This window comes from Pseudomonas fluorescens (assembly GCF_018614775.1).
In the GTDB taxonomy this organism is placed as follows: domain Bacteria; phylum Pseudomonadota; class Gammaproteobacteria; order Pseudomonadales; family Pseudomonadaceae; genus Aquipseudomonas; species Aquipseudomonas fluorescens_BY.
This window is the reverse complement of the sequence record NZ_JAGGOF010000029.1, coordinates 1-16651: the sequence shown is the minus strand read 5'-3', so window position 1 is coordinate 16651 and position 16651 is coordinate 1. Positions and strand designations below refer to the sequence as shown.

Below are 16651 nucleotides of genomic sequence, written 5' to 3'. Positions count from 1 at the left end.
TCTCTGTTACCTACGTGCTGCCTGAAACGACCCTTCCGCGAGCAAGCCCGCTCCCACAGGTTTTTTTACAGCGGGCATGAAAAAGCCGCTGCGTTCCGGAGAACGCAGCGGCTCTGGCGAAGCACCGCGTAAGGCTTAGTAGCCCAGCGCGAAGTCTTCTTCTTTCATGTCCATCAGGTTGTTGGCGCCCGACAGCATGGTTGCGACGTGAGTGCGGGTGCGCGGCAGGATGCGCTGGAAGTAGAAGCGCGCGGTCTGCAGCTTGGCGGTGTAGAACGCCTCCTCGGTGGTGCCGGCGGCGAGTTTTTCCGCTGCCAGGCGCGCCATGTCGGCCCAGAAGTAAGCCAGGCAGGCATAGCCGGAGTACATCAGGTAGTCCACCGACGCCGCGCCGACTTCTTCGCGGTCCTTCATGGCGGCCATGCCGACTTTCATGGTCAGCTCGCCCCACTCCTTGTTCAGTGCAGCCAGCGGGCCGACGAACTCTTTGACTGCTTCGTTGCCTTCGTTGCTCTGGCAGAACTTGTGGACGATCTTGGTGAAGCCCTTGAGCGCTTCGCCCTGGGTCATCAACACCTTGCGGCCCAGCAGGTCGAGCGCCTGGATACCGGTGGTGCCTTCGTACAGCATCGAAATACGGCTGTCACGAACGTTCTGCTCCATGCCCCACTCGGCGATGAAACCGTGGCCGCCGTAGATCTGCACGCCATGGTTGGCCGCTTCGAAGCCGACTTCAGTCATGAACGCCTTGGCGATCGGGGTCATGAACGCCAGCAGCGCATCGGCCTTTTTCTTCTCTTCTTCATCGACGCCGTATTTGACGATGTCAACCTGCTTGGCGGTGAAGTACACCATCGCCCGGTTACCTTCGGCGAAGGCCTTCATGGTCAGCAGCATGCGACGCACGTCAGGGTGCACGATGATCGGATCAGCCGCCTTGTCCGGTGCTTTCGGACCGGTCAGGGAACGCATCTGCAGACGATCACGGGCATACTTCAGGCCGCCCTGGAAGCCGATCTCGGCGTGGGCCAGGCCCTGCAGCGCGGTGCCCAGGCGTGCGGTGTTCATGAAAGTGAACATGCAGTTCAGGCCTTTGTTCGCCGGGCCGATCAGGTAACCGGTGGCCGCGTCGAAGTTCATCACGCAGGTGGCGTTGCCGTGGATACCCATCTTGTGTTCCAGGGAACCACAGCTCACCGCGTTGCGCTGGCCGACGGTACCGTCAGCGTTGGGCAGGAATTTCGGCACGATGAACAGCGAGATCCCCTTGGTGCCAGCCGGTGCATCCGGCAGGCGGGCCAGAACGATGTGAACGATGTTATCGGCCATGTCGTGTTCACCGGCCGAGATGAAGATCTTGGTGCCGGAAACCTTGTAGGAACCGTCGGCCTGAGGCTCGGCCTTGGTGCGCAGCATGCCCAGGTCGGTGCCGCAATGCGGTTCGGTCAGGCACATGGTGCCGGTCCATTCGCCGGAAACCAGCTTGGTCAGGTAAGCCTCTTGCTGCTCGGGCGTACCGTGCTCGGAAATGGTGTTCATCGCGCCATGGGACAGGCCTGGGTACATGCCCCACGACCAGTTGGCTTCGCCGACCATTTCACTGACCGCCAGGCCCAGGGACTCCGGCAGGCCTTGGCCACCATGCTCGACGTCGTGGGCCAGGCTTGGCCAGCCGCCTTCGACGAATTGCTTGTAGGCTTCCTTGAAGCCGGTCGGGGTTTTCACCCCGGATTCGCTCCAGGTGCAGCCTTCGATGTCACCCACGCGGTTCAGCGGCGCCAGCACCTGCTCACAAAACTTGGCGCCCTCTTCGAGAATGGCGTCAACCATGTCCGGAGTGGCGTCCTGGCAAGCCGGAAGGCTCTGATAATGCGCTTCATAGCCAAGCAGTTCGTCACGAACGAAGCGAATATCACGCAAGGGGGCCTTGTAGTCAGGCATAGCGATAAACCTCTGCTGATGTAACCGGGAATGAACGACCGCGTGGATTTGTTGTGACGGTCAAACAGTTGTTTGAAACATACGTTTACGCCCAATCCTTGTCAAGGGCCGATCTTTTGCCATTCGTCATCGCCTTGAGAAAATGTCAGACACGACAGATCCATCGCGGTAGAAGACTCACGACGTGCGTAGGAAAAGATTAGTTGAGCAAGAAGACCTTAGAGACAGAAACGCCGCGAACAATCGCGGCGCTTTGGTCAATCCGGTGTAGAGGCGTCAGGCGAATGTATCGATCAACGTACCGAGCATTTTGTCGGACGCCTTGGCGACGTTCACACCCAGTTGCACCTGGAATTTGCCTTGGGCCATTTCCACCATGTTGGCCGCCACGTCCGACTGTTGGCTGCGATCGACCGAACGCAGGCGATCGGCCTGGACCTCGGATGACTGACTGATGAGCGAACGCTCGATCGTGTTGCTGGCGATCTGGCCAGCCGCCTGATCGACACGGTTCTGCCCCGTCTGGAGGGTGCTCAGACCGGCATAGAACGCGGTATTTCCAGAGATTTGCATGGCAGAACTCGTCTTCTTGAAGGGTCGACAGCGGCCATTGAATCAGAAGCCCCGGGAAAAGGCCCGACAAAAACACTAATGGCACACTGCCCTGTCATAGGGTAAACCCTAATCCAGCAGCTCCAGATGCAGATGGGTGGCCACGACTTCAGCCGTCACCCCTTTGATTCTCGGTACTCGGCCCAGGCAGGGCGCCGGGAGGCGTTCGGCCAGGGTGGCCAGGTTCTCTTCCAGGCGCGATGTCCTGGGGTCGATGATGTTCGCCACCCAACCGGCCAGTTGCAGGCCGTCCCGGGCGATGGCCTCGGCGGTCAGCAGCGCATGGCTGATGCAGCCCAGGCGCACGCCCACCACCAGAATCACTGGCAGGCCCAGGGCCATTGCCAGGTCGGAGAGATTGTCCTGACCGGCCAGCGGTACGCGCCAACCGCCCGCGCCTTCGATCAGGGTGAAATCGGCCTCCAGGGCCAGCACGTCGCGCATCGGCCTCAGCAACGACTGTACCGTCAACGCCACGCCCGCCTCACGGGCGGCCAGGTGCGGCGCGATGGCCGGCTCGAACGCCACGGGATTGACCTGCGCATATTCAAGCGGCAGCGAACACTCTGCCAGCAACGCCAGGGCGTCGGCGTTGCGCAGGCCTTTGGGCGTCACCTCGCAACCGGAGGCCACGGGCTTGCCGGCGGCGGTGCTCCTGCCGGCCTGTCGTGCGGCGTGCAGCAACCCCGCCGCGACCGTGGTCTTGCCTACGTCAGTATCAGTGCCGGTGATGAAATAGGCCTGGCTCATAGCGGTTTCTCCAAAACGGCGTAGACCACCTGGTAAGTCGCCGGCAGCCCCTGCGCCTGGCGAAATTGCTCGTAGGCCTCAACCAGCGCCAGGATCCGCGCCCGACCCGTCAACCCACCGGGCCGACCCGGGTTCAGATTGTGCGCGCCCAATGCTTTCAATTCATGAGTCAAGCTGCGCACCTCGGGGTAATGCAACACATGGGGTCGGTTTTCAAGACGCACGACCTTCAACCCGCTGGCCGCGCACAGCTGCTGATACGTGTCGAACCCGCGGAAACGGTTGACGTGCACCAGGCCATCCACCTGACGCCAGCTGTCGCGCAATTCGTACAAGGTCCCGACGCAAAGGCTGGTAAAGGCCAGTACCCCACCCGGTTTCAAGACACGCCGGGCCTCACTCAACACCGACGCAAAATCCGCGCACCACTGCACCGCCAGGCTGGAAAACACCAGTTCGCAGCTCGACGCCTGCAACGGCAGCCGCTCGGCGTCACCGGCGATGAAATGCGCAGCGCCGCCTTTCGCACGGGCGTGGTTGAGCATGCCTTCGGCGATATCCAGCGCCATGCCATTGGTCGCACCGAAACGCGCGCCCAATGCCCGGGTGAAATACCCGGTGCCACAGCCCAGGTCCAGCCAACGTTGCGGGGTGAGTGACGACGGCAGCCGCTCCAGCAACTGCTGGCCGACGTCGCGCTGCAACTCGGCCACGCTGTCGTAGCTGGTCGCTGCCCGGGAAAACGAAGCGGCCACCTGGCGCTTGTCCGGCAAGGCACCGGGCAATGGGGGAAGAGACAAATCAGTCATCACCGGACTCATGCAAGAAAGCCTGGATCGCCCCCGCCACACCGTGGGGGTCTTCCAGAAGGAATCCGTGGCCGGCCTGTTCGATCAGGCCGATTTCGACATCCGGCAGCAGTGCGAGCAATTCGCCCGCCGCTTCGGCCGGCACCAAGGCGTCGAGCCCGGCAAACAGATGCAGTTGCGGGCCCCGGAAACTCTGCAACGCGGCGCGGGTATCCAGTTGCGCCAGCACGTGCAGCCCGGCCAGCAACACCTCGGGCGACGTGTTCGGCGCACCGGCCAGCAGCAACCGCGACAAGCCACGCGGATCGCCGCAGCCCTGGGCGCACAACAAACTGAAACGTTTGAGGGTCTGGCGTGGATCGCCTGCACACCCGGCGAGAAACCCGGCGAAGGTTTCGCCCGCCATCGCGCTCGGCCATTGCTCATGGGCAACGAACACGGCATTGCTCGCCAGGGTCAGCAGACCACAGCAACGCTCGCCCCGTCGTGCCGCCAGCGCCGAGGCAAGCATGCCGCCGAGGGACCAACCGCCCAGCCAGGCATCCTGGGGCACGACGGCGTCCAACTCGTCGAGCCACTCGTTGGGATCATTCGATACCAGCGCCGGCAAGGGTTCGATTTCCACCCGCAGGTGTTCGTCGAGCCCATGCAGCGCGGCCGCCAGCGGCTCCAGCGGTGAAATGCCCAAGCCCCAGCCGGGCAGCAATACCAGTCGATCACGCATGGCTTGGCTCCGTGTCCAATCGAGCAAAGCACTCGGCCAACGCCTCCAACAAACGCTGCACCTGGGCTTCGCTGTGGGCGGCGGTCAGGGTCACGCGCAGACGGGCGCTACCGGCCGGCACGGTGGGCGGGCGGATCGCGGTGACCATCAGCCCGCGTTCGCGCAGCATCTGCGACAGGCGCATCGCCCGTCCCGCATCGCCGATCAGGATCGGCTGGATCGGCGTGAAACTGTCCATCAATTGCAGGCCGATCTGTTCGGCACCCTGGCGGAACTGGCGGATCAGCCCCTGCAAGTGCTCGCGCCGCCAATGCTCGCTGCGCAGCAGTTCAAGGCTCTTGAGCGTGGCACAGGCCAGGGCCGGCGGTTGGCTCGTTGTGTAGATGTAGGGGCGGGCGAACTGGATCAGGCTCTCGATCAGTTCCTCGCTGCCGGCCACGAACGCCCCGGCGGTGCCGAAGGCTTTGCCCAAGGTGCCCACCAGCACCGGCACGTCGTCCGGGCTCAAGCCGAAGTGCTCGACCACGCCGCCACCCTTGGCGCCCAGCGGGCCAAAACCGTGGGCATCGTCAACCATCAGCCAGGCGCCCTTGGCCTTGGCTTCCCGGGCCAGGGCCGGCAGGTCGGCGATGTCGCCGTCCATGCTGAACACGCCATCGGTGACCACCAGGGTATTGCCGATGGCTTTCTCCAGGCGATGGGCCAGGCTCCGGGCATCGTTGTGCAGGTAACGGTTGAAACGCGCACCCGACAGCAGCCCGGCGTCGAGCAGCGAGGCGTGATTGAGCCGGTCTTGCAGCACGGTGTCGCCCTGCCCCACCAGCGCGGTGACCGCGCCGAGGTTGGCCATGTAGCCGGTGGTGAACAGCAACGCCCGTGGGCGACCGGTCAGGTCGGCCAAGGCTTCTTCCAAGGCGTGATGAGGGCTGCTGTGGCCGATCACCAGATGGGACGCCCCGCCACCGACGCCCCAACGCGCCGCGCCGGCGCGCCAGGCTTCGATCACCTGCGGGTGATTCGCCAAACCCAGGTAGTCGTTGTTGCAGAACGCCAGCAACGGCTGGCCGTCCACCAACACGTCCGGCCCTTGCGGGCTTTCGAGCAACGGGCGCTGGCGATAGAGGTTATCGGCACGACGGGCAGCCAGGCGTGCGGCGAGATCGAAGGGCATGCAGGCCTCGGGTGACACTGTTTAAAGACTGAATGGATTCCCCTGTGGGAGCGAGCCTGCTCGCGATGGCGGTGTGTCATTCGACTAAAGATTGAATGTTCTATCGCTATCGCGAGCAGGCTCGCTCCCACAGGGTCCCGCATTCCAAACAAGAAAATCGGTGAATGATCAAACCGCCGCGTTATAAAACTGCTCGCTGCTCTTCTGCTCCACCAGCGCCTGCTCGATAGCCGCCTGGTGCACTTCGTCGGCATGTTCTTCGCGGGCTTCGGGCTGGATGCCCAGGCGTGCGAACAGTTGCATGTCCTTGTCGGCCTGGGGGTTGGCAGTGGTCAGCAGTTTGTCACCGTAGAAAATCGAGTTCGCCCCGGCCAGGAACGCCAGGGCCTGCATCTGCTCGTTCATTGCTTCACGACCGGCGGACAGGCGCACATGGGACTTGGGCATGAGGATCCGCGCCACGGCAAGCATGCGGATGAAATCGAACGGATCGACGTCCTCGGCATTCTCCAGTGGCGTACCGGCGACCTTGACCAGCATGTTGATCGGCACCGACTCCGGGTGCTCCGGCAGGTTTGCCAGCTGGATCAGCAGGTTGGCGCGGTCGTCCAGGGATTCGCCCATGCCGAGGATGCCGCCGGAGCAGATCTTCATCCCCGAATCACGCACGTAGGCCAGGGTTTGCAGGCGCTCGCCGTAGGTGCGGGTGGTGATGATGCTGCCGTAGAACTCCGGCGAGGTGTCGAGGTTGTGGTTGTAATAGTCCAGGCCGGCCTGGGCCAGCGCTTCGGTCTGCTCCTGGTCGAGGCGACCCAGGGTCATGCAGGTTTCCAGGCCCATGGCCTTCACGCCCTTGACCATCTCCAGCACGTAAGGCATGTCCTTGGCCGACGGATGCTTCCACGCCGCGCCCATGCAGAAACGGGTCGAACCGATGGCCTTGGCGCGGGCGGCCTCTTCGAGGACCTTTTGCACTTCGAGCAATTTCTCTTTATCCAGCCCGGTGTTGTAGTGACCCGACTGCGGACAATATTTGCAATCTTCCGGGCAGGCGCCGGTCTTGATCGACAGCAGCGTGGACACCTGGACGCGGTTGGCGTCGAAGTGCGCGCGGTGCACGGTCTGCGCCTGGAACAGCAGGTCATTGAATGGCTGGACGAAGAGTGCTTTGACTTCGGCCAAAGACCAGTCATGACGCAGGTTGGCAGTGGTGCTGGCGCTCATGGGCAATTCCTTGATTATGCTTGGCTGGCGCCTCGGGTAGCCAATACCCACAGGCGCGACACGGATGTTCGGCATATTTAAGGAAGAGTCATGCGCTGTCAACCACGATACGATGGAGCGGTTTACATCTGGTTAAAAAACAAACAATCATGCTTGCTCTGTGGCGACACCACCGATACGCCCCAACCCATCTGCACCCCTTGCGAAAGCGAACTGCCCTGGCTTGGCGATCACTGCAGCGTCTGCGCCCTGCCGCTGCCCATGGCCGGGCTGCGCTGTGGACAATGCGCTGCGCGACCGCCGGCCTTCGAGCGGGTGCTGGCGCCCTGGGCCTACGATTTCCCGGTGGACAGCCTGATCACCCGTTTCAAGCATCAAGCCAAATGGCCCCTTGGACGGCTGATGGGCGAGCTGTTGGCGCAGTCGCTGCAGCACCAGTTCGACGAAGGACTGGAACGGCCCGATGCGCTGGTGCCGGTGCCGCTGGCGGCCCGGCGCTTGCGGCAACGGGGCTTCAACCAGGCGGCCCTGCTGGCCCGCTGGCTCAGCAAGGCGCTGGAGATCCCCAGCGAGGAACACCTGCTGCAACGCATCCAGGACACCCCCGCCCAACAGGCACTCGATGCCAGGGCGCGACGGCAAAACCTGCGCCAGGCCTTCGCCTTGGCACCTGACGCAACACTGCGCAACCGTCACCTGGCACTGGTGGACGATGTGCTCACCACCGGCGCCACCGCCCAGGCCCTGGCACGGCTGCTGCTGGATGCCGGCGCGGCACGGGTCGATGTGTATTGCCTGGCCCGTACGCCAAAACCTGCGGAGCCGACTTGACGCGCCACGCCCAAGCCGCCAACGTCGGCCCATCATCCTTGCACGCAGTTTTTCATCATGTCATTGCCCACGCTGCTGACCCAACACATCGTTCGTCGCCCACAACGCATTGCGCTGTTGCAGCACATCGCCGAACAAGGCTCGATCACCCGCGCGGCAAAAAGCGCAGGCCTGAGCTACAAGGCGGCGTGGGACGCCATCGATGAGTTGAACAACCTGGCAGAGCAACCGTTGGTGGAACGCAGCGTCGGCGGCAAGGGCGGTGGCGGCGCCAGGTTATCCGAGGAAGGCCAGCGGGTGCTGCGCCTGTACGTGCGCCTCCAAGCCTTGCAGGCGCAGTTGCTCGAAGCGAGCGAAGACGCCGGGGACCTGGGCCTGCTCAGCCGCCTGATGCTGCGCACCAGCGCGCGCAACCAGTTGCACGGCAAAGTCCTCGGGATCAAGGCCATCGGCCATAACGACCGGATCGCTCTGGAGCTGGCCCGGGGCCTGGTCATCGACGCACAGATTACCCACGACAGCACGGTCCGCCTGGAACTGGCGATCGGCACCGAAGTGGTGGCCCTGATCAAGGCGGGTTGGCTGGACCTTCACCCTGTCGGGCAACCGGCAACAGCGGGAAACAATACGCTGCAAGGCCTGATCGAGCAGGTCACCGCCGCTGAAAACGGCCCCAGTGAAGTACGGATCGGCCTGCCCAACGGCCAGACCCTGTGCGCCCTGGCCGATCCGCTGCAATTGCGCGAACGAAACCTGGAGGTTGGCTCAGCGGTGCAAGTGGTGTTTTCGCCCACTCAGGTGCTGCTCGGCACGCCGCTGTAGCGCGCTGCAACAATAGTTTCATCGTCCCGCTTTAAGGTGACTGCCAAAACCAGCAGGGAGCCTGAAATGAGCCTATTAGAAGAAAACCAATCCACCGACCTGGAAAAGATCGTCGGCCTCAGCCGTCGCGGCTTCATCAGTGCAGGCGCCCTGTGCGGCGCGGCGATGTTCCTGGGCGGCAACCTGCTGAGTCGCAGCGTGCTGGCGGCGGCGGTGAGCGAAGGCAGCAGCCGGCTGCTGGGTTTCAAGAGCATTGCCGCGGCGACCACCGACACCATCACCTTGCCGCCAGGTTACACATCCTCGGTGCTGATCAGTTGGGGCCAGCCGCTGCAAAAAAACGCACCGGCGTTCGATCCCAGCGGCAACGGCACCGCCCGCGCCCAGGAAATGCAGTTTGGTGACAACAACGACGGCATGAGCCTGTTCCCGTTCCCCGGTGACAACAACCGGGCGCTGATGGCGATCAACAACGAATACACCAACTACCGCTACCTCTTCGCCCACGGCGGACAACCGCAGTCGGCCGAGGACGTGCACAAGGCCCAGGCCAGCGAAGGCGTGTCGGTGATCGAGGTCCAGCGGCGTCGCAGCGGCCAGTGGCAGTTCGTCCAGGAATCGCGCTACAACCGCAGGATCCACGGCAACACGCCGATTCGCCTGCGCGGCCCGGCCGCCGGCCATGATCTGCTGAAGACCAGCGCCGACAAGAGCGGCAAGAAAGTCCTCGGTACGTTCCAGAACTGCGCCAACGGCATGACGCCATGGGGCACTTACCTGACTTGCGAGGAAAACTTCACCGATTGCTTCGGCAGCAGCAAGCCGGACCTGTCTTTCGACGAAGCGCAAAAGCGCTACGGCGCCACGGTCACCAGCCGCGAGATCAACTGGCACCTGTACGACCCGCGCTTCGACCTGGCGAAGAACCCCAATGAACTCAATCGCCACGGTTGGGTGGTGGAAATCGATCCGTTCGATCCGGATTCCACGCCGGTGAAACGCACCGCCCTGGGTCGCTTCAAACACGAAAACGCCGCCCTGGCCCAGACCAATGACGGTCGCGCCGTGGTGTACATGGGCGACGACGAACGCGGTGAGTTCATCTACAAATTCGTCAGCCGCGAACGCATCAACCCGCGCAACGCCAAGGCCAACCGCAACCTGCTGGACCACGGCACCTTGTACGTGGCGCGCTTCGATGCCGGTGACGGCAACCCGGACCATCCCAAAGGCAAGGGCCAGTGGATCGAGCTGACCCATGGCAAGAACGGCCTGGACGCCAGCAGCGGTTTCGCCGACCAGGCCGAGATCCTGATCCATGCGCGCCTGGCCGCCAGTGCCGTGGGCGCCACGCGCATGGACCGTCCGGAGTGGATCGTGGTCAGCCCGAAAGACGGCCAGGTCTACTGCACCCTGACCAACAACGCCAAGCGCGGCGAAGACGGCCAACCCGTCGGCGGGCCGAACCCGCGGGCCAAGAACGTCTACGGGCAGATCCTGCGCTGGCGCACCAGTCGCGACGACCACGCTTCCAAGACCTTCGATTGGGACCTGTTCGTGGTCGCCGGCAACCCGACGGTCCACGCCGGTACGCCGAAGGCCGGGTCGTCGAACATCAATGCGCAAAACATGTTCAACAGCCCCGATGGCCTGGGCTTCGACAAGGCCGGCCGGCTGTGGATCCTCACCGACGGCGACGCCAGCAACGCCGGCGACTTTGCCGGCATGGGCAACAACCAGATGCTCTGCGCCGACCCCAACAGCGGGGAAATCCGCCGTTTCATGGTCGGACCGGTGGGCTGCGAGGTGACCGGCATCAGTTTCGCACCGGACCAGAAGACCCTGTTCGTCGGGATCCAGCACCCAGGGGAAAACGGCGGCTCGACCTTCCCCGAGCACCTGCCCAGCGGCAAGCCGCGTTCGTCGGTGATGGCGATTACCCGTGAGGACGGTGGCATCATCGGTGCCTGACTGATCGTTCCCACGCTCTGCGTGGGAATGCAGCCGGGGACGCTCCGCGTCCCAAAGCGTAACGCGGAGCGTCACAAGCGGCGTTCCCACGCAAAGCGTGGGAACGATCACTGCATCATCCAGACTGCTTTGCGCTACCATGCTGGGCCGGACGCGGCAGCCCTGCCGCTGCGCAGGAGTCAGCATGTCCCATCCGTTTGAAACCCTCACGCCCGACCTGGTGCTCGATGCCGTTGAAAGCATTGGCTTCCTCAGCGACGCCCGGGTGTTGGCCCTCAACAGCTACGAAAACCGTGTCTATCAAGTTGGCATCGAAGACGGCGAACCGCTGATCGCCAAGTTCTACCGCCCCGCGCGCTGGACCAACGAAGCGATCCTGGAAGAGCACCGCTTCACCTTCGAACTGGCTGACTGCGAAGTGCCGGTGGTGGCGCCGCTGATCCATAACGGCGCCAGCCTGCACGAGCACGCCGGGTTTCGCTTTACCCTGTTTCCTCGTCGCGGCGGCCGCGCGCCGGAGCCGGGTAACCTCGACCAACTCTATCGCCTCGGGCAACTGCTCGGACGTTTGCATGCGGTGGGCGCCACCCGTCCGTTCGAACATCGCGAAGCCCTGGGCGTGAAGAATTTTGGCCACGATTCGCTGGCCACGGTGCTGGACAGCGGCTTCGTCCCGCGCAGCCTGCTGCCGGCCTACGAGTCAGTCGCCAGGGACCTGCTCAAGCGCGTCGAAGAGGTCTACGCCGCCACGCCACACCAGAACATCCGCATGCACGGTGACTGCCACCCCGGCAACATGATGTGTCGCGATGAAATGTTCCACATCGTCGACCTCGACGACTGCCGCATGGGCCCGGCGGTGCAGGACCTGTGGATGATGCTCGCCGGTGACCGCCAGGAATGCCTGGGGCAGTTGTCGGAACTGATGGACGGCTACCAGGAATTTCATGACTTCGACCCACGGGAGCTGGCGCTGATCGAGCCCCTGCGTGCCCTGCGCCTGATGCACTACAGCGCCTGGCTGGCGCGACGCTGGGACGACCCGGCCTTCCCCCGCAGCTTTCCGTGGTTTGGCAGCGAACGTTACTGGGGCGATCAGGTATTGGCATTGCGCGAGCAGTTGGCCGCGCTGAATGAAGAGCCGTTGCGGTTGTTCTGACGAGCGCTGCCCAGCCGTCCCCGACTGACCCCATTGTGGGAGCGAGCCTGCTCGCGATAGCGGTAGGCCAGGCGATGATGATGTTGCCTGCACCACCGCAATCGCGAGCAGGCTCGCTCCCACAGGGGACTGCGGCGGACCGCTCACAAAGGTTCACCCCCAACCTGACAAATCTACTTACAATCACGCCTTTGTCAGCTGCCTGAGCAAGGATTCTGCATGCAAGCCGCCAACCCGCGTCGCGGGTACATCCTGGGCCTGAGTGCCTACATCATCTGGGGATTGTTCCCCCTCTACTTCAAAGCCATCGCCAGCGTGCCCTCCGTGGAAATCATCGTCCACCGGGTGCTGTGGTCGGCGCTGTTCGGTTCGTTGTTGCTGCTGGTCTGGAAACATCCGGGCTGGTGGCGTGAACTGCGCGATAATCCACGCCGGCTGGCGATCCTGGCCCTGAGCGGTTCACTGATCGCGGCCAACTGGCTGACCTATGTCTGGTCGGTGAACAATGGGCGCATGCTCGAAGCGAGCCTGGGGTACTACATCAATCCACTGGTGAATGTATTGCTGGGCATGTTGCTCCTGGGTGAGCGGCTGCGGCGCATGCAGTGGCTCGCGGTGGCGTTGGCCGCCATTGGCGTGGCGCAGCAGGTCTGGCAAGTGGGCAGCCTGCCGTGGGTCTCGCTGGTGCTGGCGCTGACCTTCGGTTTCTACGGACTGATCCGCAAGCAGGCGCCGGTCAAGGCCTTGCCGGGGCTGGTGGTGGAAACCTGGATGCTGGTGCCGATCGCCGTGGCCTGGCTGCTGTTCAATCCGACGGCCACCAGTGCCCAGGCCGCCTTCTGGACCACCTCCGAAGCCTGGTGGCTGGTGGCAGCCGGCCCGGTGACGCTGGTTCCGCTGGTGTGCTTCAACGCTGCCGCCCGGCATTTGCCCTACACCACGTTGGGATTTCTCCAGTACATCGCACCGACACTGGTGCTGTTGCTGGCGGTGCTGCTGTTCGACGAGCACCTGTCGTCCAGCACCCTGATGGCGTTCCTGTTCATCTGGGTCGGGCTCGCGGTGTACAGCGTCGATGCCGTGGTCAGCATGCGCCGGCGCAACTGATCAAAAAACGCACAACCCTCTGCAGACCACGGCAGCCGTGGCCTGCGTGGATCCTTCCCAAGGTTATCCACAACGTGATCCCCGCCGTTTGTGCACAAGCCCTTGATAACTGGTGATTTTTTGACCATTACCGGCTGAGGCCCGGCGCGCTTGGGCTGGCGGCGGGTCTCTACAGGTTATCCACAGGCAGGCGCAGCTTTTCCTTGGATAACCCGCACTACGCTTCGTCGCTGAGTTTGAGCTCTACCATCAATTCATCGGCCAGGGTTTCCAGGCGTTCCTGCAAAGTGTCCAGCGACAGGGTCAGCGGGACCCCCAGCATCGCTTCAGCGTGAAACAGCAATTGGCTGCTCATCGGTGCCGGTCCGACTCGGGTCACCAGACGCTCGACATTGACCCCTTGCTCACTCAACAACCGGGTGATATCCCGCACGATGCCAGGACGGTCGTTGCCCACCAGTTCCATGGCGATAGGTTTCCAACTGCAGGACTCTTCGATCGTGCTTTGCGCAATCAGCACGCGAATGCCTTGGGTCGACAGCCCCTGCAAGGCTTCGACCAATTCTTCGTGGGATTCGGCCGGGACGCTGAGCCGCAGAATCCCGGCAAATTGCCCGGCCAGATGCGACATGCGGCTTTCCAGCCAGTTACCGCCATGCTCGGCGATGCATTGGGCGATGCGCTCGACCTGCCCGGGCTTGTCCGGGGCAAAAACGGTGATGACGAGATGGTCCATGGCGCAGCCCTCTTGTGGTGAAAGGAGGAGTATAGGCAAGGGATGAAGTCTTACTTCTCTGAGAGTAAGACTGTTGCTTGTCGGATGATCGTGTACAAGTTTCGAGATTTATCTGGAACAATCCATCTGTTTTTTGAGAACATCTCATTTCTCGTCGTGACCGTACTGCTTTAGTCGGTCGCGGAACGACGCATTTAGTCTGATTTTCACAACCGCAGTTGATCATGTAGTATGCCGCAGCGCGCACTACATAACGTTGGACCGATGTCTGCTTAAGGCACAGTCGCATCCCTGAAAGCCCCGTCAGCAAGGCCAAAAGCCCGTGATAGGTCCCACCCAGCCGCCAGCGATGGCATGTACTGGTTTCGGGGTTTGTGGTTTAAATGTCCCGAGGCTTCATTGTCAAAATCGAAGAGCTGAAAAGCGAAATGCTGAGCAGAGTGAGGCAAGCAATGACTGAACACGTTCAAGTCGGTGGCCTGCAGGTCGCCAAAGTCCTGTTCGACTTCGTGAATAACGAAGCCATTCCCGGAACCGGTCTCACCGCCGATGCGTTCTGGGCCGGTGCTGACAAGGTCATTCATGACCTGGCGCCGAAGAACAAAGCCCTACTCGCCAAACGCGACGATTTCCAGGCTCGTATCGATGCCTGGCACCAGTCGAGGGCCGGCCAGGCCTTTGATGCCGTGGCTTACAAAGCCTTCCTGCAAGACATCGGATACCTGCTGCCAGAAGCGGCGGATTTCCAGGCCACGACCCAGAACGTCGATGACGAAATCGCCCGCATGGCCGGCCCGCAGCTGGTGGTGCCGGTGATGAATGCCCGCTTCGCCCTCAACGCCTCGAACGCCCGCTGGGGTTCGTTGTACGACGCGCTGTACGGCACCGATGCCATCAGCGAAGCCGATGGCGCAGAAAAGGGCAAAGGCTACAACAAGATTCGCGGCGACAAGGTCATCGCCTTCGCCCGTGCCTTCCTCGACGAGGCCGCGCCCCTGGCAGCTGGCTCCCACGTCGATTCCACCGCTTACAAAATCGTCGACGGCAAACTGGTGGTCGCTCTCCAGGGCGGCAGCAACAGCGGCCTGCGCGACGACGCCCAACTGATCGGTTTCCAGGGCGAGGCCTCGGCGCCGCCCGCCGTGTTGCTTAAACACAACGGCCTGCACTTCGAAATCCAGATCGATGCCAGCACCCCGGTCGGCCAGACCGATGCCGCCGGCGTCAAAGACATCCTGATGGAAGCCGCGCTGACCACCATCATGGACTGCGAAGACTCGGTCGCCGCCGTCGATGCCGATGACAAAGTGGTGATCTATCGCAACTGGCTCGGCCTGATGAAGGGCGATCTGTCGGAACAGGTGGCCAAGGGCGGGCAGACGTTTACCCGCACCATGAACCCTGACCGCCAATACACCGCTGTCGACGGCTCGAGCCTGTCGTTGCACGGTCGCTCGCTGCTGTTCGTGCGCAACGTCGGTCACCTGATGACCATCGACGCGATCCTGGACAAAGACGGCCACGAAGTGCCGGAAGGTATCCTCGATGGCCTGGTCACCAGCCTGGCGGCGATCCACAGCCTCAACGGCAACACTTCGCGGCGCAACAGCCGCACCGGCTCGGTGTACATCGTCAAGCCGAAGATGCACGGCCCGGAAGAAGCCGCGTTCACCAACGAACTGTTTGGTCGCGTCGAAGACGTCCTGAACCTGCCGCGCAACACCCTCAAGGTCGGGATCATGGACGAGGAGCGCCGGACCACGGTCAACCTCAAGGCCTGCATCAAAGCCGCCAGCGAGCGTGTGGTGTTCATCAATACCGGTTTCCTCGACCGCACCGGCGACGAAATCCACACCTCCATGGAAGCCGGCCCGATGGTGCGCAAGGCCGACATGAAGGCCGAGAAGTGGATCGCCGCTTACGAGAACTGGAACGTCGACATCGGCTTGAGCACCGGCCTGCAAGGTCGCGCGCAAATCGGCAAGGGCATGTGGGCCATGCCCGACCTGATGGCGGCGATGATCGAGCAGAAGATCGCCCATCCGATGGCCGGCGCCAACACCGCATGGGTACCGTCGCCGACCGCCGCCGCGCTGCATGCGCTGCACTACCACAAGGTCAACGTGTTCGCCCGCCAGGCCGAACTGGCCAAGCGTACCCGCGCCTCGGTGGACGACATCCTGACCATCCCGCTGGCGGTCAACCCGAGCTGGACGCCGGAGCAGATCAAAAACGAGCTGGACAACAATGCCCAGGGCATCCTCGGCTACGTGGTGCGCTGGATCGACCAGGGCGTCGGCTGTTCCAAGGTGCCGGACATCAACGACATCGGCCTGATGGAAGACCGTGCGACGCTGCGTATTTCCAGCCAGCACATCGCCAACTGGCTGCGCCACGGCATCGTTACGCAGGATCAGGTGATGGAAAGCCTCAAGCGCATGGCGCCCGTGGTGGACCGCCAGAACGCCAGCGACCCGCTGTACCATCCACTGGCACCGGACTTCGACAGCAACATCGCCTTCCAGGCGGCGGTCGAACTGGTGATCGAGGGCACCCGGCAGCCTAACGGCTACACCGAGCCGGTGCTGCACCGCCGGCGTCGCGAGTTCAAGGCGGCCAACGGGTTGTGATCGAGCCGCGGTGATGACGTGGAAAAGCCCTGATCGCAAGATCGGGGCTTTTTGTTTGCTGTGCTGATCGATCGTGCCCACGCTTGCGTGGGCACGCCGCAACGGACGCTCCGCGTTCGGCTTTGGGACGCAGAGCGTCCCCGGCTGCGTTCCCACGCAGAGCG

The 16651-nt window shown here is 63.0% G+C and carries 14 protein-coding genes; 6 read left to right on the top strand and 8 right to left on the bottom strand.

The window, feature by feature from the left end; all coding sequences use genetic code 11:
• Window positions 1–135: 135 nt before the first annotated feature.
• The 7 genes from J7E36_RS08330 to bioB form a co-directional block, all read right to left on the bottom strand.
• A complete protein-coding gene (locus J7E36_RS08330; protein ID WP_215001750.1) occupies window positions 136–1941 on the bottom strand; it encodes a phenylacyl-CoA dehydrogenase in 1806 nt (601 codons plus the stop codon).
• Between the two features lie 276 nt (window positions 1942–2217).
• A complete protein-coding gene (locus tag J7E36_RS08325; protein ID WP_215001748.1) occupies window positions 2218–2514 on the bottom strand; it encodes a pyrroloquinoline quinone biosynthesis protein PqqE in 297 nt (98 codons plus the stop codon).
• Window positions 2515–2622: 108 nt separating this feature from the next.
• Window positions 2623–3303, bottom strand: a complete 681-nt coding sequence (gene bioD / locus J7E36_RS08320; RefSeq protein ID WP_215001746.1) for a dethiobiotin synthase — start codon at window positions 3301–3303, stop codon at window positions 2623–2625.
• Window positions 3300–4112 (bottom strand): malonyl-ACP O-methyltransferase BioC, encoded by an 813-nt coding sequence (bioC, locus tag J7E36_RS08315; protein WP_215001744.1) that lies wholly within the window; start codon window positions 4110–4112, stop codon window positions 3300–3302. The genes bioD and bioC overlap by 4 nt, the downstream gene beginning before the upstream one ends.
• Window positions 4105–4836, bottom strand: coding sequence for an alpha/beta fold hydrolase (locus J7E36_RS08310; RefSeq protein ID WP_215001742.1), 732 nt, complete (start codon window positions 4834–4836; stop codon window positions 4105–4107). Before J7E36_RS08310 ends, bioC begins: the two co-directional genes overlap by 8 nt.
• On the bottom strand, window positions 4829–6007 hold the full coding sequence (bioF, locus tag J7E36_RS08305) for an 8-amino-7-oxononanoate synthase (protein WP_215001741.1): 1179 nt from the start codon (window positions 6005–6007) through the stop codon (window positions 4829–4831). Before bioF ends, J7E36_RS08310 begins: the two co-directional genes overlap by 8 nt.
• 168 nt (window positions 6008–6175) lie before the next feature.
• Complete coding sequence (bioB, locus tag J7E36_RS08300) at window positions 6176–7231, bottom strand: biotin synthase BioB (RefSeq protein ID WP_215001739.1); 1056 nt, start codon at window positions 7229–7231, stop codon at window positions 6176–6178.
• Window positions 7232–7321: 90 nt separating this feature from the next.
• Here bioB and J7E36_RS08295 point away from each other — a divergent pair, with 90 nt between their 5' ends.
• From J7E36_RS08295 to rarD, 5 genes are all read left to right on the top strand, one after another.
• Entirely contained in the window at window positions 7322–8062 is a 741-nt protein-coding gene (locus J7E36_RS08295) for a ComF family protein (protein ID WP_215001736.1), read from the top strand.
• A 57-nt stretch (window positions 8063–8119) separates the two neighbouring features.
• Complete coding sequence (locus J7E36_RS08290; protein WP_215001734.1) at window positions 8120–8884, top strand: TOBE domain-containing protein; 765 nt, start codon at window positions 8120–8122, stop codon at window positions 8882–8884.
• A gap of 66 nt (window positions 8885–8950) precedes the next feature.
• Entirely contained in the window at window positions 8951–10855 is a 1905-nt protein-coding gene (locus J7E36_RS08285; RefSeq protein ID WP_215001732.1) for a PhoX family protein, read from the top strand.
• Between the two features lie 184 nt (window positions 10856–11039).
• Window positions 11040–12014, top strand: a complete 975-nt coding sequence (locus J7E36_RS08280; RefSeq protein ID WP_215001730.1) for a serine/threonine protein kinase — start codon at window positions 11040–11042, stop codon at window positions 12012–12014.
• Between the two features lie 219 nt (window positions 12015–12233).
• Window positions 12234–13121 carry an EamA family transporter RarD gene (rarD, locus tag J7E36_RS08275; protein ID WP_215001728.1) on the top strand — a complete coding sequence of 296 codons (888 nt, stop codon included), beginning with the start codon at window positions 12234–12236 and terminating at the stop codon, window positions 13119–13121.
• Between the two features lie 217 nt (window positions 13122–13338).
• Here the strand turns inward: rarD and J7E36_RS08270 are convergent, their stop codons facing one another.
• Window positions 13339–13857 carry a glycine cleavage system protein R gene (locus J7E36_RS08270; protein ID WP_215001726.1) on the bottom strand — a complete coding sequence of 173 codons (519 nt, stop codon included), beginning with the start codon at window positions 13855–13857 and terminating at the stop codon, window positions 13339–13341.
• 452 nt (window positions 13858–14309) lie between these two features.
• On the opposite strand from J7E36_RS08270, the gene J7E36_RS08265 reads away from it, so the two are divergent.
• Window positions 14310–16487 carry a malate synthase G gene (locus tag J7E36_RS08265; protein WP_215001724.1) on the top strand — a complete coding sequence of 726 codons (2178 nt, stop codon included), beginning with the start codon at window positions 14310–14312 and terminating at the stop codon, window positions 16485–16487.
• The last annotated feature ends 164 nt before the right edge of the window (window positions 16488–16651 follow it).